This window comes from Parvularcula sp. IMCC14364 (genome assembly GCF_030758415.1).
GTDB lineage: Bacteria > Pseudomonadota > Alphaproteobacteria > Caulobacterales > Parvularculaceae > Aquisalinus.
This window is the reverse complement of sequence record NZ_CP132334.1, coordinates 2,462,397-2,481,746: the sequence shown is the minus strand read 5'-3', so window position 1 is coordinate 2,481,746 and position 19,350 is coordinate 2,462,397. Positions and strand designations below refer to the sequence as shown.

Annotated in this window: 11 protein-coding genes and 1 pseudogene; 11 read left to right on the top strand and 1 reads right to left on the bottom strand. The window is 57.6% G+C overall.

What is annotated here, in order from left to right; all coding sequences use genetic code 11:
* The first annotated feature begins 189 nt into the window (after positions 1-189).
* The 5 genes from RAL90_RS11475 to RAL90_RS11455 are packed head-to-tail and all read left to right on the top strand — an operon-like array spanning position 190 to position 11,227.
* On the top strand, positions 190-2,526 hold the full coding sequence (locus RAL90_RS11475; RefSeq protein ID WP_306250725.1) for a UvrD-helicase domain-containing protein: 2,337 nt from the start codon (positions 190-192) through the stop codon (positions 2,524-2,526).
* Positions 2,451-4,490, top strand: coding sequence for a UvrD-helicase domain-containing protein (locus RAL90_RS11470; protein ID WP_306250723.1), 2,040 nt, complete (start codon positions 2,451-2,453; stop codon positions 4,488-4,490). Before RAL90_RS11475 ends, RAL90_RS11470 begins: the two co-directional genes overlap by 76 nt.
* Before the next feature lie 5 nt (positions 4,491-4,495).
* The gene (locus tag RAL90_RS11465) at positions 4,496-7,696 is read left to right on the top strand and encodes a helicase-related protein (protein WP_306250721.1); all 3,201 of its coding nucleotides are present in this window, start codon (positions 4,496-4,498) and stop codon (positions 7,694-7,696) included.
* Entirely contained in the window at positions 7,686-9,545 is a 1,860-nt protein-coding gene (gene drmB, locus RAL90_RS11460; protein ID WP_306250719.1) for a DUF1998 domain-containing protein, read from the top strand. Before RAL90_RS11465 ends, drmB begins: the two co-directional genes overlap by 11 nt.
* A 38-nt stretch (positions 9,546-9,583) precedes the next feature.
* Positions 9,584-11,227 carry an NERD domain-containing protein gene (locus tag RAL90_RS11455; RefSeq protein WP_306250718.1) on the top strand — a complete coding sequence of 548 codons (1,644 nt, stop codon included), beginning with the start codon at positions 9,584-9,586 and terminating at the stop codon, positions 11,225-11,227.
* Positions 11,228-11,253: 26 nt separating this feature from the next.
* On the opposite strand, the gene RAL90_RS11450 is transcribed toward RAL90_RS11455, so the two are convergent.
* A complete protein-coding gene (locus RAL90_RS11450; protein WP_306250716.1) occupies positions 11,254-12,786 on the bottom strand; it encodes a DNA cytosine methyltransferase in 1,533 nt (510 codons plus the stop codon).
* A 67-nt stretch (positions 12,787-12,853) separates the two neighbouring features.
* Between RAL90_RS11450 and RAL90_RS11445 the strand changes: the two are divergent.
* The 6 genes and pseudogenes from RAL90_RS11445 to RAL90_RS11420 form a co-directional block, all read left to right on the top strand.
* Positions 12,854-13,024: pseudogene (locus tag RAL90_RS11445) on the top strand (very short patch repair endonuclease); the annotation flags it as partial.
* Between the two features lie 640 nt (positions 13,025-13,664).
* Positions 13,665-14,276, top strand: a complete 612-nt coding sequence (locus RAL90_RS11440; protein ID WP_306250712.1) for a hypothetical protein — start codon at positions 13,665-13,667, stop codon at positions 14,274-14,276.
* Positions 14,277-14,384: 108 nt separating this feature from the next.
* Entirely contained in the window at positions 14,385-14,585 is a 201-nt protein-coding gene (locus RAL90_RS11435; protein WP_306250709.1) for an AlpA family transcriptional regulator, read from the top strand.
* 3 nt (positions 14,586-14,588) lie between these two features.
* Positions 14,589-15,092, top strand: a complete 504-nt coding sequence (locus RAL90_RS11430) for a hypothetical protein (RefSeq protein WP_306250707.1) — start codon at positions 14,589-14,591, stop codon at positions 15,090-15,092.
* A complete protein-coding gene (locus RAL90_RS11425; RefSeq protein ID WP_306250705.1) occupies positions 15,061-16,146 on the top strand; it encodes a tyrosine-type recombinase/integrase in 1,086 nt (361 codons plus the stop codon). Before RAL90_RS11430 ends, RAL90_RS11425 begins: the two co-directional genes overlap by 32 nt.
* A 157-nt stretch (positions 16,147-16,303) precedes the next feature.
* Positions 16,304-19,339: a BPTD_3080 family restriction endonuclease gene (locus tag RAL90_RS11420; RefSeq protein WP_306250703.1), complete on the top strand. Its 3,036-nt coding sequence runs from the start codon at positions 16,304-16,306 to the stop codon at positions 19,337-19,339.
* The last annotated feature ends 11 nt before the right edge of the window (positions 19,340-19,350 follow it).

Sequence of the window (19,350 nt, the reverse complement as noted above, 5' to 3'; positions counted from 1 at the left end):
TGACTGCTAAGCAATTGAACGTCAATCGTCTTCCTGTGGTACTTTGCGAGGCATTCTGTGAACATCGAACACACTTTGATCACCGGCCTTCGTATACCATCGGGGTCCGGACCTCGCACCAGAAGAGCGATTGCGGATCTGGTGCGCCGTGTCGTAAGCGCCCGCCGTGGCGTCAGTCGGATTGTAGTGGTGGAATGGATTCAGCAGTTTATCGAGGGACCAGACCGTTCGGAAGCCTCGGCACTCGTCGAAAGCGTGATTGATGTTCTGTGTGAGATCAAGGACGTCGGTTTCGGAATGACACTTGGCGAGCCAGTCCTCGTGGCTTTGCCCGTACGTCGTATCGCGCTGCCTGACGGCAAGGTCGTTGCCATAGGAGATCATCGTATCGAGAGCGGCATGGGTTCTGAATATCTGGTACCAGATGTTGATGAGACCGCGACCGAGACTCTGATCGATTTCCTCGACTCCTTCGAAGGCTCGGCTGTCTTGACCGGGGCATCCGCTCTTTCTCCGAAGGGACGATGGACCGGCGATGGTGCGATGACTCCAGCGCTTCGCAGAGCGCTAACATTGAGCGGCGTGTTTGATCCTGTGACCCTGGAGTGGTCAACGAGCGAAGTGAATGCCGCCTTCATAAATGATTGGTTCGGACTCGCGGATAATGTCTCAAGCACGGATGCAGGCTGGGATGCAGATCAGCGCAGGGTGATCGAGGCGGATTCGGATGCCAGGCTTGTCGTTGAGGCGGGTCCCGGAACCGGAAAGACAGCCGTCGCCTGCGCGCGCCTCGCCTACCTGATCAACGAAGAAGATATCGAACCCAGCAATACCTGGATGATCAGCTTCACCAGGACAGCCGTGGCGGAAATCCGTGCACGGCTGCATTCCTACGTCGGCGATGCATCCTTTGGCATTCGGATCGCGACCATCGACTCGCATGCGTGGTCCATCCACTCTGGGCATGACCCGAATGCGAGGCTGACCGGATCCTACGACGAGAACATTACCCGCGTCATCGAGCTGTTGAAGGCTGATGAGGACGTGGCAGACGAACTGGCGCAGATCGAGCACGTTGTCATTGACGAGGCGCAGGACCTCGTCGGCCAGCGAGCGGACCTGATCGAGGCGCTAGTGGATCGGCTGCCTTCGGACTGCGGATTCACGATATTCGCCGACGAGGCCCAGGCGATCTATGGCTTCTCCGACGACATTATCGGGCGTCAAAAAGGGGGAGTTTCAGAGCCCGGCAAGCCGCTGCTCGACCGTTTGCGGGGCGTGAAGGCACTAGGCTTCACCACACTTGTCCTGACGGAAATATATCGAACGTCCTCCCCCGGGCTTCGCAAAATCTTCTCTGAACTGCGGAGTGATGTCCTCGACAAACAGAAGCACCGTGACGGATTGCACGTCGAGACAGCTGAAAAAATCCGGGCACTGGCCGACCAGCAAGGGCTGAAGTGGACGGAGATGAAGGTTGCTGACTTCTCCAGCAACGATCTTCTGCTCTTTCGAACTCGGGCCGAAGTCCTCATGGCGTCGCAGTTCTGTGATCTTCCCCATCGGTTGCGCCTGTCAGGATTCGGGGTAACGCTTCCGGCATGGCTGGCGATCTGTTTCGCAGACTTCTTAGACCCGTTTCTCGCCGAGCGACGCTTTCTCGACCTCTGGGCGGAGCGCATCGAGAACATGGCGGCGCCACAGTACGGGCCGGGCGAAGCTTGGCGGCACCTCATGCGCGTTGCAGGACGTATGGACGGCTCCGTCGACATGCAGAGGCTGAGGCGACGCCTTGGCCAGACCCGGCCCCCTGTCGAGTTGACTCTCCCCGAGTACGGTCTTCACGGACCTATCGTTGGGACGATTCACGCGAGCAAGGGTCGCGAGTCGAGCAACGTCGTTCTGCTGCTGCCGAACGGCGCGGAGTTCGAGTGCATCGAGGACGAGATAGAAGAGGCGCGCGTGCTCTTTGTCGGTGCCACGCGTGCACGCGCATCCCTCATAGTCGGGGAGAGCAACGCCTTCAGAGCATCGACGTTGCCATCGGGACGAGTTCATCGCTCGTCGAGAAACGGCAAGTCGACGATGGTCGAGATCGGTCGTGATGGCGACATCACCGCGCGGAGTCTCGTCGGCCGGAGTGAGTTTAGCCTTGCCGACGCCTCGGCGGGTCAAGCTTTTCTGGCCAAGGTCGCCGATGTGGTCACCACGTACAAATTGGAAGCCGATCCCGACCTCGATTGGCGCTACAGGATCAAGGCTGGTAGCGAGGGTCCCTGTGTTGGCGCCCTCTCGCGCAATCTCACGTACGACCTGTGGGAGATACTCGGGAACAAAAAACAGAAGAAAAGCCACAAGCCGCCCAGCTACGTGAACCATGTGAGAGGTCTGGGCTGTGCAACAATCGTAATGAGCCCGGACGACAATGAACTCGAGACATTGAATGAGCCTTGGGCTTCCTCCGGTTTCATCTTGGCACCGAGAATTGTGGCATTTCCACCATTTTTCTTTTTTGGCCGGAGATAGCAATCATTCAGGACAAAACCAACGAGGATGCCGCTGGGTGCCGTAGACACATTGGTGACACGGCTGAAGCGAGTGTTCAGGACCCAATTTCGAACGCGGGCACAGTAGTTGGAGCACGCCACTTGCTCACGGGCTGGGACGCCGAGCAGATGCGCGTGATCACTGCGGACAGTGATGCTCGGCTGATCGTCGAAGCAGGACCTGGTACGGGAAAGACGGCTGTCGCATGTGCTCGTCTCGCACACCTGATATCAGAAGAAGACATCGAGCCCAGCAAAATCTTGATGATCAGCTTCACCAGAGCAGCCGCAGCGGAAATACGTGCGCGCCTACACTCATACGTCGGAGAGGCATCCAATGCCATTCACAACGCAACAATCGACTCCCATGCGTGGGCGGTCCGATCTGGGCACGATCCCAATGCCCGTCTGACAGGGTCTTACGATGATAACATCGAGCGCGTAATCGCATTGCTGACGTCCGACGAAGATGTGGCTGATGAGTATTCCCAAATTGAGCATGTCGTAATTGATGAAGCTCAGGACATTGTTGGTCGCCGAGCGGAACTGATCGAAGCAATGATTAGGCAACTGCCAACTGATTGTGGAGTAACGATTTTTGCTGATGAGGCTCAAGCGATCTATGGTTTCTCAAAGCGCAATTCGAAGCGCGGCAATCATTTGAATGACGGATCGTTGCTAGAGAGGGTTCGCGCCAAAAATCTTGGATATTTTTCCGGCCTGCCTTTCCGGCAAGTTCATCGCACATCTTCGCCTCAACTCAGGACGATCTATTCGGACTTGCGCACCGAGTTGATGGAGTCGGAGCACCAGGTTCTAGAGCTTCGTGATTGGGTGGCGAATGCAATTGAAAGGCTTTCAGTCGGTGATTTTGAAAAATTCATAAAGAAACACCCCGCAGATTCACCGCAAGACCTTCTCGTTCTATTTCGAAATCGGGCAGATGTTCTCGACTTTTCCCAAGATCAGTCAGATGCTCACGGTCTTCGCCTTTCCGAATATGATGCAGGGTTGCCAGCATGGCTTTCGCTCTGCTTTTCGCATTACTTAGAGGCCTTCATTTCCGAGAAGAAATTCCGTGAGCTTTGGTCTATCAAAGTTAGCAGTCATGTTGGCACCCTAGATGAGTCGCGCGCCGCATGGTTGTCGCTCCTGAAATTGGCAGGTCGTCATGATGGGGTGGTGGATATGCTGCAATTGAGGCGACGCCTGGCGGGTGCCCGCCCTCCAATCGAGGTGGCCAGATCTGAGTTTGGGTTGGAAGGTTTCACGCTGAGCACAATCCATGCGAGCAAGGGACGTGAGGCGTATGTGGTGATCCTGATGATGCCCGAGGCCCGCAAGTCGCGGTCTGTCGAGGGTGTCGTGGAAGAAGCTCGCGTCCTATTTGTCGGCGCTACGCGCGCGCGCAACGAGCTTTACGTTGCGCCGAGCAAGTCCCTTTGGAGCGAAAAACTCGATTCTGGACGCGTCTACTGTTCCAATCGAAATTCTCGAGAACAACAGGTGTCTGTAGAAATCGGACGGAGCGGTGACGTCGAGCCGAAAGGTCTTATTGGTATAGCAGAGTTTAAATCCGCTGACGCCTTAGCCGCGCAAGATTTCCTCGCAGCTGCCGCAAACTCTGTCACTGCGTATCAACTACAGACGCACCCGGACAGCGAGTCGCGGTATGGTATTTTCTCGAGCGAAGCTGGGACATATGTTGGCAACATGTCAGCTTGCTTCTCGAGTGATATTAGAGAGATAGCGTCTAATTCTAGCAGCATGACCTACAGAATGCCTGACCGAATAGAAAATGTTAAAGCGCAGGGTTGTTCATCAATTGTGCTGGCACCAGAAGATAGTAAGAATGAAGCATTGCACGAACCTTGGGCGTCGTCCGGATTTTTGCTGACACCTAGAATCGCAGCATTCCCATTTTATAAAACTGACCGGAGTTAATGCTCATGCAGGACAAATCACAGGACAGGGATGTTGTCACGTATCGGCTCGCCGAGGACTTGGTCGGGCCGCGTGCAGAGAACGAGGAACTCACCTCGCGTCCGTCAGATGTCTATCTCACCGGCATCCTCTGGCCTCAGCGTACGGCGATGTTGGGGGAGGATGATGATCGCCTCGGAACCGCAGGCGCAGGCTCAGGCTCAGGAGAAGATAGCGACGGCGAGAACGATGCAGTCAGAACCGGATCTATCCAGAAGCCCTCTGTTGCGGGCGTATCGTTCAGCGTTGTTGCTTCGAGTGACATAGCGCAAGTGCGGGTCACCTGCAGCTTCGCCACGTACCGGATCGAAAAGCGCGACGACGTCGATATCTGGGTTCGCCAGCCGCATATGGTTGATATTCCAATCCTCGATCTCCAACCCGGCCCGACGCGCGGAATTGCGCTTGCCGAACACGGTGAAGGGCTGCCCAACGTCTCACTCAGTGTGCGATGCATCAATGCCGGCGGGTCCGTTCTGGTCACTCTTTCGCTCGTGAATTCGATAGTTCCAGAGCAGGGTCGAAACGAGATCGAGGCCGCGTCGCTTTTCCAGACGGCGCTTCGCATCGAACCTTGTGAAGGAACCCTGCTGGTGCCTAAGCCCCCTCGACGCGCGGCGTCGAGGCATCAAGGGAGGACCGATGGGGCCGCTTCAGTCAGTGACGAGGAAAGCGGGGCTCTGCTATACAGGAACGTAGCGGAGTTCGCTGTCGGGCATGTCTGCTCCGCGGATTGGGAATCGCCGGACTATGCAGCCGGAACGCGCCCCACTGCACGATGGGTCGGGACGACGTGGCTCCCTTCAGCAATAGTGGAAGGCGTCGATCCGAATGGTCACGCCTTCTTTTCCGAGCTTGGGAACGAAAGCGGTGAATTGGATCCGCTCTCGGCCGAGGCACTGGCCTATGCCGATACAGCGGCCCTTCAACAAGGGCTGCAGACCTTCTGCGACGCCTACGACCGCTGGGTACGGTTGCAGCGGAAGCGCTTGGACGACGCGTCGGACGTGAGCCCACAACTGAAGTCTGTGGCTGACGCGCATCTCGCCCAATGCGATGAAGCGCTTGGGCGTATGCGGGCATCAGTCGACCAACTAGGCGTCAATCCGCGCCTTCGGCGAGCCTTCCAGCTGGCAAACCTTGCCATGCATCTGCAGCATTCTTGGGACAGCTCCAAGAGCCACCACGGCCCTTTGCGCTGGCGTCCGTTCCAGCTGGGATTCCTGCTCCTCAGTGCGCCATCCTCGGTCATCCGTGATCACATGCACCGGGGCGTCATGGATCTCCTCTGGTTTCCCACCGGCGGCGGCAAGACCGAGGCATACCTCGCGCTGGTCGCGTGCATTGCCGTGTATCGTCGGCTCTCGGATGATCCGAGTGACCACAGCGGTGTCTGTGCCCTCATGCGCTATACGCTGCGCCTACTCACGACCCAGCAGTTTGCACGCTCTGCCGCGATGATCGTCGCCTTGGAGGCGATACGCTCCGGCCGAGTGTCGGCGCCAGACGGCCTGCCGCTTCAAGGTGACGAACCTTTCTCGATCGGCCTGTGGGTTGGAGGGGATGCTACTCCTAACAAGCGCACCGATGCATTCGCTTCTCTTCGAGGGTCTTCGGAGGTGGCTTCGCCAAAACAGCTCGCGCGCTGTCCGGCCTGCAGTGAGAAACTGACATGGTCAATGGCGAGCGCCACCTCACCCGTTGATGCCGAATGCACGAAAAACACGTGCAAGATGAACGGGGTCCTGCCTGTCTTCACTGTTGACGAAGATGTCTACGACAACCGGCCGACGTTGCTCATCGGAACGGCCGACAAGTTCGCTCAGATAGTCCGAGAAAAGCGAACCAATGACCTGCTTGGGGTTTCGGATGGCTCGCCGCCTGATCTCATAATCCAGGACGAGCTACACCTGATCTCCGGCCCTCTGGGGACGATCGCTGGAGCGTATGAGGCGGCTTTTGACTTGATGTTCGCCGCGCGCGGACATCGGGCGAAGGTCATCGGATCGACCGCGACGATCCGCAGAGCGTCGGAGCAGGTGTTGGCCCTTTTCGATCGCGAAGCATTCCAGTTCCCGCCGCCAGCGATCGATCACGACGATTCCGGTTTCGCGGTTCGCGACCGGCGGCCGAAGGCCGTCGGGAGACGCTATCTCGGCGTTACAACGGCCGGTCGATCGGCAAAGTTCACCCTGCAGGCCGTCGCGGGTTCCCTTCTGCAGACGGCCTATGCGGCATTCAGCGACGATGTTCGCCGGGACGCCTACTGGACGCTCGTCGGGTACTTCAACTCGCTTCGCGAGCTCGGCGGTGCGCTCGTCCTCATGCAGGACGACGTCACCGACAGTATCGCGCTAAATGCTGACGCTCGCTCCGAAGAGAGAAGACCTCTCAGCAACGTCGAGGAATTGACATCCCGGAGAACGCAGGAAGAAATCCGCGGGATGCTCGACCTTCTCGACATCAAGGTCGGGCTTCCGGGCGCTGTCGACGCAGTTCTTGCGACAAACATGGTCAGCGTCGGCGTGGACATTTCCCGGTTGGGACTGATGCTGGTCAACGGGCAACCCAAGACCATCGCCGAGTACATCCAGTCGACCAGCCGTGTCGGGCGGGGAGACGTTAGCGGACTTGTCGTTGCGGTCCTCAACAACGCCAAGGCGCGCGACCGTTCGCATTTCGAGACGTTCTGTAGCTGGCACCGCACCCTATACAGGGATGTAGAGGCGACCAGCGTTACTCCCTTTGCATCACGGGCTCGCGACAGGGCGCTGCACGCGGCGCTGGTTGCTGCGGTTCGCCACCTTGTTCCTGACATGCTCGACTCTCCCCGCATGGACGATGACGCAGAAGACCTCGCGATGGGCCTCATCGACCTGATCGTCGACCGGGCGAAGCGGATCGATCCAGAAGAGACTGCCGTGAGGGAAGAACTTGAACGCCGTCTCGACACATGGCGAGCAAGGTCCCCCACTGTCTACTGGAGCGACTACAAGGGGGGGAAATCCCTTCTCCAGAGCGCCGAGCGCGCAGCCGCTCGCCGGGCTGCCGGCCGCGATACCGGCGCTGCTTGGCCAACCCTCAACTCCATGCGGACCGTCGAGGCAGGAACCCCCTTCAGGATGGCCCCTGTCCTCAGGGCAAAGGATGATACACATGAAGAATGACCTTCAGGATCTGCGGCGAAGCGCAGTCGTTTCGACATTTGGTCCCGGCTCGGTGGTGGATTTCAGGGCAGGTGGAGGAGCCGTTTCGGCGATAGCAGCGGGACTCGAGGAATGGGACCGCTCCTTCCCTCCGGCTGGTCTGGCCCACCCGCAGGTCATTCGTGAGACACGCCTGCAAAAGAAACTTGGCGTGAAGGGATTCAGGACGCCCCCTGTGACCCTCGAACGGGGGAAGGATGACGATCCGGATACCAGGCGTCTCGTCGCTGTGCGTTTTCCAAAATGGCTACAGTGCCCCAGCTGCGATATCATCAAGCCGGAACGGCGATGGAAGAGCGATCCGGGCAAGGCCTACCGCTACTGCCCGACGTGCACGGAAAGATCCCATGGTGACAGCAAGGTTTTCGTCATCCCAGTCCGCTTCGTGATGGCCTGCAAGCATGGCCACGTAGACGAGTTCCCTTGGGACTGGTGGGTGGGGCACAGGCCGGATTGCGCGGTTTCGAAGCGCGAAAACCCAGAGCGTCATCCCGGTCTGATCCTGCGGTCCGAAAAACCCGGCCTCGCCGGCCTCATACTCAGCTGCCCGAAGTGCGGCGCGCGCAGGTCTATGGACGGCGTTTTCTCGAAGAAGACCTGGGAACGCGGGCCGAAATGTCGGGGGCATCGACCATGGCTTGCCGATGGCGATGAAACTTGTGGCAAGGAGCAGTACGCAGTCCAGCGAGGTGCGTCCAACCTTTACTTTTCGGTTACGGATTCAGCTCTCAGCATACCGCCCTGGTCCGACCGTCTTCAGGAAGTCTTAGGCGATTGGTGGAGTTCCCTTACGAATCTCGACGACCTGTCGAAGCTGGAAGAGTACATCGGCTTCTTGGCGAAGGGTGACCTGGAGAGCATCCTGAAGGAGTTGGAGATGTCACCCGCAGAACTGGCAGAGGCGATCCGGGCCCGCCTCACGTCATACGGGCAGCTGCGAACCGACGATCTGCGTCCGGCAGAATATCGGCAGTTCGTCACCGAGCCTGGTCGCAGTCGGACCCCCGACATCGACTTCGAAACCCGACGAGAAATCGTCTCCCCGGAGATAGCTCCATGGATCTTCCGAGTGGTGCGCGCTGTCCGACTTCGCGAAGTTCGCGCCATAAAGGGATTCACCCGGATCAATCCGCCCGGCGATCCGGATTCGCCCGAGGTGGCAAGGCTCTCGAAGGCTCCGCTTGAATGGCTACCGGCGATCGAGGTTCGAGGTGAAGGCATCTTCCTTGCACTAAACGAGGAACGGCTGTCGACTTGGGAGATCCGACCTGATGTCATTGCGCGCGTCTCCGAGTGCGAGGTTCGACATCAGGCGGACTGGAAGGAACGCTATGGCGATGACGCAAAGCCGCCGCAGGCGATCACCCCGCGCTACATGCTCTGCCACACCCTCGCGCACGTGCTCATGCGCCAACTGACGCTTGAGTGCGGTTATTCCTCTGCATCCCTTCAGGAAAGGATCTATGCCGGGACCGGCGATGAGCAGATGGCCGGGCTTCTTATCTATACCGCAACACCGGACTCGGACGGGACGCTCGGCGGGCTCGAACGTCAGGGAAAGACGGGGCGCATTGAGGGCATTCTGCAACGTGCGATCGACGCGATCGAGTGGTGCTCCTCCGATCCGCTCTGCATCACGGACATGATGGGTGCGGAAAACAGCTACTCGCATTCGGTATGCCACGCATGCTGCCTTGCGCCCGAGACGTCATGCGAAACGTTCAACAGCTTTCTCGATCGCGCGCTCCTGACCGGCGATGGGACGCGCTCGGGGCTTGGGTTCTTTGAAGATTTGGTCGCGAGGGCGTAATGGCGATACTTTGGCCCAGAACTATCCCACGATCCATTTTGGAAGATTCGCGCCGCAGCGCTGAGGTGCGGGTATATAACCAGCTTGCAAAGGCTCTCGATGATAGCTTTTCGGTTTTTTATACGCGCCCTTGGGTCGGACTTGATCGGCTTGGCAACGAAATTGATGGCGAATGCGATTTCCTAATCGCGCACCCGACACACGGAATTCTGGCGATTGAGGTAAAGGGTGGCGGCATAGAGTTTGATCCAGAAAGAGATCAATGGATTTCTGTGGACCGAGGGAATTTTCCACACAAGATCAAAGATCCAGTTGCGCAAGCAAGGTCCGCAAAACATGAGATAAGGAAACGCCTAAAAAATTCACGTCGATGGAATCCGCGCTTCATTCACGAAGCACAAGGAGTAATTTTTCCTCATTCCGAAAGGATCAAGGGAGATCTTGGGCCAGATCGCCCTCGCAAACTGTTCTGTTGCCAAGGGGAGTTCTACACCGATTTGCGCGGGTGGATTTCTCGCCGGATGAATGAGGGGCAGCGGCCACAAAACTGCGAAGACTTGGGAAAAGATGGCATGGCAGCACTGGAGGAGCTGTTGGCGAAGCCTTTCAAATTGAGCTTTGTAATTGGGGCGGCTTTGTCAGAGGCCGCTGAAGACTTTCAGGCACTTGAGCCCTCACAATATCAGATACTTGAGACAATTTCTGAGATCCCTCGCGCTCTTATCCGAGGTGGCGCAGGGACCGGCAAGACTGTGGTGGCGATCGAGGAAGCACTAAAATCCGCTGCGGCTGGACGGAAGACCCTTCTGACCTGTCACAGCCGCCCGCTGGCGACGAACCTCGAACGAAAGCTAAAAGATATTAAAAACCTCACGGTCGCCGGATTTCACGCACTTTGCGGGCACATCTCTCGCAAGGCTGGTGTCCCGCCACCTTCGAACATCAGTGAACGGGAACTCTATGAAAGTGCGCTGCCAAACGCGCTCTACCGCGCGATGGAAGTTCAGCCGGCACTCAAGTGGGACACTATCATTGTCGATGAAGGCCAGGACTTCAGTACCGATTGGTGGATCGCAATCGATGCCTGCCTGAGCCACGGTGGACACCTCCGCGTCTTCATGGACAGCAACCAGAGGGTCTACGAGCGCGCGGAGAATGGCGTTCATGATCTGAGCGTCGTTCCGGTTCGGCTTTCCCGAAACCTCCGCAACACTAAGAACATCCACAGTGCCGCTTCGGTGCATTATTCCGGCCCCGAGATAATCGCGGACGGGCCCGATGGCCTCGAGGTCTCGTGGATTAATGCCGAGAATCCCGATGCAAAACTCGAAGCCGCATACAAGGAGCTTCGACGGCTCGTATTCAAAGAGGAAGTCGCCCCTGGTGACATTGCTGTGCTTGTCAATGGGCCAGCCGCCCGGACGGGCTTCCTCGAGAGAAGTGGCGGAACAAGCATTCCTCTGACAGATGCCGAAACCATGGCGCTCGAAGACGTGGTGGTGGATACCGTGCGACGGTTCAAGGGTCTCGAACGACCGGCAATAATCCTGATTGTCAGCGGCGACGAAATGGACGGCCGCGAGCTGGCATATGTCGCGTTCTCGCGAGCGCGGGCCTATTTGTGCGTGGTGTCATCCCAAGGCGAAACCAAGTGGCTATCGGAAGGGTTGCAGGACACCTGAGCACACTCGTTGACAGGTCACACGGATCAGTTCAGAGCGCTCGAGAGGAGTCCGGCGATCTGCCTTGCTAGAAACGGCGGCACCGCGTTTCCGACTTGGACATACTGCTGGGTCCTGTTGCCCAGGAACAGGTAGTCGTCGGGGAAGCTTTGCAGCCGAGCGGCCTCGCGCACAGTCAGGCTGCGGCACTGCATCGGATCGGGATGTATGAAGTAATGTCCATCCTTGGAGATATGGCTCGTTACCGTAGTCGCGGCCGCGTCGGCCAGCTGGACTCGAAATCGATCACTGAAGACTCCGCTGTGCCAGTTCCGGTGATCCGGGCTGAGCATAAGCGGAAAATCGGCGGCTTTAGGGCTATAGCCGCGCACTGCCCCGAAGACAGCGGCGAACAGATACCGTCCCAGATCTGAGGCCATGTGCCCGCGCGTCTCGTGCTGGGAAATAGCCCGCAGTTCTGGCCGCTCGAGCCACCGCAGCATTTCATCGTTCGAGGTGCCATAGCCATCCGGCAGGCATGGCGCCGTCCGACGGCTCGGCGCGCCCGACTTCAAGCGCTTGGCAACGGATGAGAACGCCTCCCAAAGCGGGCCGTCCTCATTGCCCTTGTGGATGCTCGCCAAGAGTTTCGCCGCTTCGACGACCTCGTCTCGCCAAGCGGATGAATCGTCTCGACCACGACTTATCCCGCTGCGTAGCTCGGGCATAGTCCCGATCACGTCACTGACCGTTCGCGTCAGACCCGAGACGGCAATCTCGGCGCGCGCAGCCTTGCCCGAAAGGTCGGACCGAACTCCGACGATGATCACCCTGTGGCGCCGTTGCGGGACCCCGAACTGCTCGGCCCGCACGATGAAATCTGACGGTCGCGCTGCCTCTTGTAGGCTGGCTTTTCCATCTTCCACGCGGACTGCCAGCAGATCGTAGTGATTACCTTGGCCCGTACCAAGCGAGGACAGGTCCTCCATCAGCATCTCGAAGACAAGTCGGCTTTCGATAGTCGAGGACAGCATGCCCTTGACGTTTTCCATCACAAAAGCGGCGGGACGAAGCCTGTCGAGCACGCGAATATACTCTCGGAACAGGTAGTGCCGCTCATCTTCTTCAGGCACATAGCCGATCTTGCCCTTTGCCCGGGCGCGCCCGACCAGGGAATAAGCCTGACAGGGCGGTCCGCCGATCAGAATCGTATCGTCATAGTTTTTGCGCAGCTGTGCGATGGCACCGTCAATCGCCGTCGCAGCAGCCTCAGTGCCGAGTTCGAGTGCACGAGCCTCATCAATGGCAAGCTGCCACGCTTCGGCGTCGACTGCTGACCAATCAGGCTCGGGGACAAGCCCCGCATGGTAATCGATGAACTGGTCGGGCAAGGTGCCGTGAAGAGCCCGGTATTCACGAAGGAACGCGCGCAGCGTAAGGGTGCGATGGGCTGATGCCTCCTTCTCGACCGAGATGCCGATCCGGAACGGCGCATGTCCGTCCTCGACGAGAGAAGCAAAGCCCTCGCCAAGTCCGCCTGGACCGGCGAACAGATCGACAATGCCGAAAGTGGCTGACAAATCAGGCTCCTGACGAAATTCATTCCGTCGGTGTATACCAGGTTCCAGATCGAAGACTAGGGTGCACGTGACCGATATCGTAGACAAACAGACCCTCTCCCGGATGATGGCCGGGATCAAGGGGAAGGACACCAAGCCCGAACTGGTGCTTCGGCGGGCACTTCATGCGCGCGGCTTCCGTTACCGGCTGCATTCGAAAAATGTCCCCGGGCGACCTGACCTCGTGATTCCGAAGCATGACGAACAGTAAAATCGAAGTCATAGAGGTGAAGATACGAGGTGACGATACGAGGTGAACTCAGCAAGGTGAAGTCATTCAGGTGAAGTCATCAAGGTGAAGTCATTAAGGTGAAGTCATAGGCACCTCAAAAGATAGCATTCAAAGACGACAGTCTTCCAGCCCCGGTACTAAACTGCCTAAATGAGGGTGCTATAGAGTACCACTATTGTCCGGTGAACGTGTTTTTGGCATGGCGTTCCAAATGTCCAAATGAGGGCGTCACCACCACTGTCTGCCACTTCAAATGAAGCATGGGGAATGCCTATTCTCAACTCAGGGCGTTTGAGGTTACTAAATCAATCTAGGTTATTGGTGCACTCCGTATGGTAGGATAAGGATGTCATAGAAATGATGACGTGAAGGGAGCAAAAAACCCCCATTTCGGCACAGAATTGGTGACAGGGCGTCTTAGAATTGATGACGGGAAAGCTCATTTCTGCACAAGTTTTAGCACAGGCGGCATCCAATTAGGTTCATAAAGTATTGATATTGTTAAGCCTTAATGATTGCGCCATTTAACGAAACCCCCACACTGTCCTGCTTGGTGGTGAAAACGGCCCCTTGAAATCGCTCAGGCGAGTCACGGTACTCTGTCTAAATGAACCAGGAAAAAAGCTCAGAGAATATACCGATATATGTGAAGCGTTATGCGAGGATGCCCCATTGGACTATGCGGGAAGCCATAGCCCTAATATGTGGGATGAACCCCGACGAATTGACCGATTATACCGGGAAATACAGTAGGGGAACCACAGCATTTGACTTGGTTCGAGTAGCGCTATTGCGTGAAGAAATTGAAACAGTCAAACGCAAAAGTAACCCAATGTCTTCGACTTACCGCCCCCAGAAAATTTTCGAGGCAGCTAAATTGGCTGGATTGCGCGTCCCCGAGTACCTAATAAAAGAGGTCCAAAGATGTTATGCAAAACGGGAAGCAGTGCGCGAAGGAATTGAAAAGTCTGAAACATCTCAAGCTCGTAGTGACCTGACTACCACGGAACGCAACTCACTCCTGACCATTATCGCTGCTATGGCCAAGCGCGGCTATGGCCATGATGAAAACAACAAGAGCAAGAGTGCCGTCTCCGAAATTGTTAGTGATGCTGCGCTAATCGGATTGCGCATTTCAGATGACACTGTTCGCAAGTGGCTGGCGCAGGCAATCGCACACATGAAGGAAAACCAGGACATTCCCCCAAAGGCGGACTAATTCGGAAACCGAATCCGGTTTCATCAAGTGCTCGCAAACCCGCATTCGGCCACAGGCATGATTACACTTCGTAAGCCTACTTCATTCGAAATTGAATGGAGTCGAACCATGTCAGATACTGAATTCCCAAAAACCGGGCTCTTACGCCTGTCTTCCATCCTTGCCCCAGCCGGACCGATCCCGGTTTCCAAATCGACCTGGTGGCAAGGGGTGAAAGATGGCCGCTTTCCCAAGCCATTGAAGCTCGGCCCGAGCACGACGGTATGGCGCGCTGAAGACATCCACGCCCTGATACGCTCAGGAGTATAGGTCATGCGGTTGAGTGCCCAGCGTGCACGGCGCGTACACCTCCACCGTACCTATAAACTTGCCGAATTTGCGTTGGCAACCGGCACCTGTCGCGGCACGGTGCGCAACTGGATCAAACGCGGAATGCCTGCCATCGCTGGCAAGCCCACGCTCATACCAGGGCGGCTCGCCAAGCCGTGGCTGATCGAACAAATCAAAGCCAGAAAGAAACCGTGTGCGGTAGATGAATTGTTCTGTTTCGCTTGCCAAGAGCCTGTACGTCCGGCTTTCAATGAGGCGGAGATAGTCGAAAACCGGCACGGCGAAGCGGTCATGCGTGGCTTGTGTGCGACTTGTTCAACATTGATGCACAAGCGGGTTTCTGAAGCCCAAATTTCCGAAATTTGTCTTCATCTGATCGTTCAAGACGCGCGACGATCATCAACACTAACTGGATGTTTAGTTCCCCCCGTGAATTGTGCATTAGGAGCGCCCCATGAAGAGCCAAAAGTTCAACCCGGAAAATGAGCGCATGAAGCACACTTACGAGGTCTGGCTAAGGGAGGCGTGCGGCAAAAGCCAGCATACGTCAGAACGCGCCATTGCATCCGTTCACCGCTTCGAACAGCATAGCGGATACAGATCATTCAAAAAGTTACACCCTGATCAGATATGCGCGTTTAAGGCCACCATGATTTCACCCAAAACCGGCAAACCCCTATCTACATCAAACCGCTCTTCCATTCTTGCAGATTGCCGGGGCTTCTTCGCGTGGCTCGCCAGTCAGCCGGGATACAAATCTGCGATCCGGCATTCGGATTTGGCCTATTTCAATTTGACGGCAAATGAAGAGCGCGCGGCGAAGGCCGGCAAATTGAAAGACGTGCCTACCGCCGATGAAATTGAAGAGGCGCTGGCCGCTGCGCCGCATGAAACGGTGGTGCAACGCCGGGACCGGGCCTTGTTTGCTTTTCTCTGGCTGACGGGGGCGAGGGATGCGGCGGTGGTGTCTTTCAACTTGTCTCACGTGGACCTGAAAGAACGCGTGTTGCACCAGCTTGGCGCAGAAGCGAATACGAAATTTCGAAAGACATTTCCGACGTGGTTTTTTCCGGTGGGCGGGGAGGCCGAGCAAATCGTCGCGGGTTGGATTGAAGAGTTGCGTAACGAACATGGATTCGGTGTTAGCGATCCGATTTTCCCAGCAACGGAAACGGTGCGCAAGGGCAAGCGTGCATTTGGCGCGGTGGGGATCAGCAAGCGCGCGTGGCGCAATTCTCAACCGGTACGTGATGCGGTGCGCCGCATTTATGAGAATGCCAAGATTCGGTATTTCACGCCCCACCGCTTCAGGGATGCACTAACCCTCCTTGCCAGTGACTTCTGCCAAACACCCGAGGACGTCGCATCCTGGTCACAAAATCTGGGTCACGACGATGTACTCACCACACTCACAAATTACGGAAAAGTTCACCCCCACCGCCAAGCCGAGTTGATCAAAGGCATGGCGAGTAGAGAGCATGATTTAACGGGAGTCCCAACGAAATTGCTTTTGAAGGCTTTGGGAGAACGGACTCAATGAGTTTAGCAGTATTTTTCTCGGTGTGAGCTTACTCGTTCAGTTGCGAGCCCTCGGTCGCAAAGTCGATCTTCCCTCCAGTGATGCACTTGGAGACGACTGCTGCTTGAACCGGCCTTCAAATTCAGGAATGGTACGGCTCTACCAAAGGTGGCGGGGAATGGACGATTACGACTTTTTCAAACATCCCATCCTGAATAATCCATATGAGGAGCCAACCCGGCACCACGATCTGGATGAGAGCGGGCAGCCACGAAACACAGCGCCCATTGAGAGCCGACGTAAATGTGCTGATGTCACGCCGGTTCCGAAGGCGCGGCGCGGTCGCGGTGCGGACCAGCAGCAGGATATGCTGGTGGAAAAGTTGGGCAATCTCGACCCGACGCCGATCATCAACGAGATCCGCCAGCACGTTACCTCCTGGCGAAATCTGCCGACTTCCGATCAGTGGGGCGTAACGCCTGCTACCGCCAAGCTGCTGCGCCACTGGCGCGAGCACAAGTTCGCCTCGATTCGCCCGTTCTTCTGTCAGCGAGAGGCTGTCGAGACAGTGATCTGGCTGACGGAGGTCGCCCGCACCCAGAAACGCTATGCCCATATCTGGGACCACATCAAGGGCGGCAATGAGGAAGCCAACCCGGAGCTGATGCGGATCGCCATGAAGATGGCGACCGGCGCCGGCAAGACCACCGTCATGGCGATGCTGATGGCCTGGCAGACGGTCAATGCCGTGCGCTCGAAAAGCTCCCGCACCTATACGGACTCCTTCCTGATCATCACGCCCGGTATCACCATCTGCGACCGCCTGCGGGTGCTGCAGCCCAATGACCCGGACAGCTATTACAAGACCCGCGAGCTGCTGCCGATGGATCTGCTTCCGGATATGGGCCAGGCGAAGATCGTCATCACCAATTACCATGCCTTCCAGCGCCGCGAGAAAACAAAGCTCTCCAAGGGCACGCGCGGGGCGATCGAGGGCCGACGCGAAGAGAAGATCGACACGCTGGAAACCGAAGGTAAAATGCTGCGCCGGGCCGTCGGCGACCTGATGGGCAAGCGCGGCATCATGGTCATCAATGACGAGGCGCATCACTGCTATCGCCGGCGCGAGGATTCCACCGACGAAGATGACCTGAAAGGCGATGACAAGAAGACCGCCCAAGAAAACAACAAGGCCGCTCACCTCTGGATTTCCGGCATCGAGGCCGTCAAGCGCAAGCTCGGCGTGCGCGGTGTGTACGACCTTTCCGCCACGCCTTTCTTCCTGTCCGGCTCAGGCTATCCGGAAGGCACGCTGTTCCCCTGGACGGTCTCCGACTTCTCGCTGATGGACGCCATAGAATGCGGCATCGTCAAGCTGCCGCGCGTGCCGGTGCTGGACAACATGCCCACCGTCGATGGCAAGCCGGTCTACCGCAATCTCTGGGAGCATATCGGCAAGAAGCTGCCCAAGAAGGGCGTTGGCAAGAGCGGTGGCTACAACCCGGCCGACCTCAACAAGATCACCCCGCTGATCACCGCCATGGAGAGCATGTACTCCCATTATGTGAAAGTGAACGACCAGTGGGAAGCGGCCGGCCACGAAGTGCCGCCGGTTTTCATCGTGGTGTGCAACAACACCTCCACCTCGCGGCTCATCCATGACTGGATCGCTGGCTACGAAGTGCCTGAAACGGATGAGGCCCCGGCAACGGTTGTGCCGGGCCAGTTGAAGATGTTCAGTAATTATGATGAACACAGAAACCGCCATCCCAAGCCCAACACGCTGATCATCGACAGCGCCCAGTTCGAGAGCGGCGAAGGCGCCATCGACAAGACCTTCAAGGACGCCATGGCGCCGGAGATCGAGCAGTTCCGCAAGGAAGTCGGCGAGCGCGAAGGCGCAGAGGCGGCCAAGAAAATCTCCGACGAACAGCTCTTGCGGGAGGTCATGAACACTGTCGGCGAGAAGGGCAAGCTCGGCGGCTCGATCCGCTGCGTCATTTCCGTTTCCATGCTGACGGAAGGCTGGGACGCCAATACCGTCACCCATATTCTCGGCGTGCGCGCCTTCGGCACCCAGCTATTGTGCGAGCAGGTCGTCGGCCGCGGCCTGCGCCGCAAATCCTATGAGCTGAACGAGCACGGCCTGTTCGATGTCGAATATGCCGACATTATGGGCATCCCCTTCGACTTCACCGCCAAGCCGACCATCGCGTTGCCGTCTGCGCCGAAACCCGTCACCCGGGTGCGCGCCGTCAAGGACCGCGAAAAGCTGGCGATCTCCTTTCCGCGCGTCGATGGCTATCGCACCGAACTGCCGGGCCAGCGCATCACCGCGAAATTCACCGACGATTCCGTCTACCCCCTCACGCCGGAACGGGTCGGCCCGACGCGCACCCGCATGTCCGGCGTGGTCGGCCAGCAGGAGACCTTCTCGCCCGACAATCACCGCGACGAGTTCAAGCGCCCCAGCTCCATCGCCTATCGCATCGCCAAGCACCTGCTGATGACCAAATTCCCCAAGGAGGGGCAGGCGCTGAACATGAACCTGTTCCCGCAGGTCAAGCGCATCGTGCTGGAATGGCTCGATGGCGGCTATCTGCAATGCGCCGGTACCGAGCCGCATATGGCGACCTGGCCCGGCATCATCGACGAGGTCGCCGAGAAGATCTACATGGCCTGCCAGCCGGAGAATGCCGGCGAGGCCTCCGTCTCCGTCATTCTCAATGCCTTCAACCCGCGCGGCGACACCCGCTTCGTCAATTTCACCACCTCGAAGACCTGCTTTGCCACCGATCCGCGCAAATGCCATGTCAGCCATGTGGTCGAGGATTCCACCTGGGAAGGCGAGCTTGCCCGCGTCGCCGAGGACCATCCGCGCGTGCTGGCTTACGTCAAGAACCAGGGGCTGGGCTTCGAGATACCCTATCGCTACGGGCCGGAGACCCACAAATATATCCCCGACTTCATCGTTCGGGTCAATGATGGTCACGGCCCTGACGATCCGCTCAACATCATCATGGAGGTCAAGGGCCTGCGCGATGAAAAGGCCGTGCAAAAGGCCGAGACCATGAAGAAGCTGTGGGTGCCCGGCGTCAACAATCATGGTGGCTATGGCCGCTGGGCCTTCACCGAATTCCGCGGCGTCTTCGAGATGGAACAGGAATTCGCCAAACTGATCGACGGCTACGTCACGCAAACAGAACCCGCATAGAAAAGAAGACC

Bases quoted from the DNA above. Each gene is read 5' to 3' on its own strand.
- RAL90_RS11430 (WP_306250707.1), top strand. From the start codon at position 14,589: ATGCGGTTGAGTGCCCAGCGTGCACGGCGCGTACACCTCCACCGTACC.
- RAL90_RS11435 (WP_306250709.1), top strand. From the start codon at position 14,385: ATGTCAGATACTGAATTCCCAAAAACCGGGCTCTTACGCCTGTCTTCC.
- drmB (WP_306250719.1), top strand. From the start codon at position 7,686: ATGAAGAATGACCTTCAGGATCTGCGGCGAAGCGCAGTCGTTTCGACA.
- RAL90_RS11425 (WP_306250705.1), top strand. From the start codon at position 15,061: ATGAAGAGCCAAAAGTTCAACCCGGAAAATGAGCGCATGAAGCACACT.
- RAL90_RS11440 (WP_306250712.1), top strand. From the start codon at position 13,665: ATGAACCAGGAAAAAAGCTCAGAGAATATACCGATATATGTGAAGCGT.
- RAL90_RS11420 (WP_306250703.1), top strand. From the start codon at position 16,304: ATGGACGATTACGACTTTTTCAAACATCCCATCCTGAATAATCCATAT.
- RAL90_RS11465 (WP_306250721.1), top strand. From the start codon at position 4,496: ATGCAGGACAAATCACAGGACAGGGATGTTGTCACGTATCGGCTCGCC.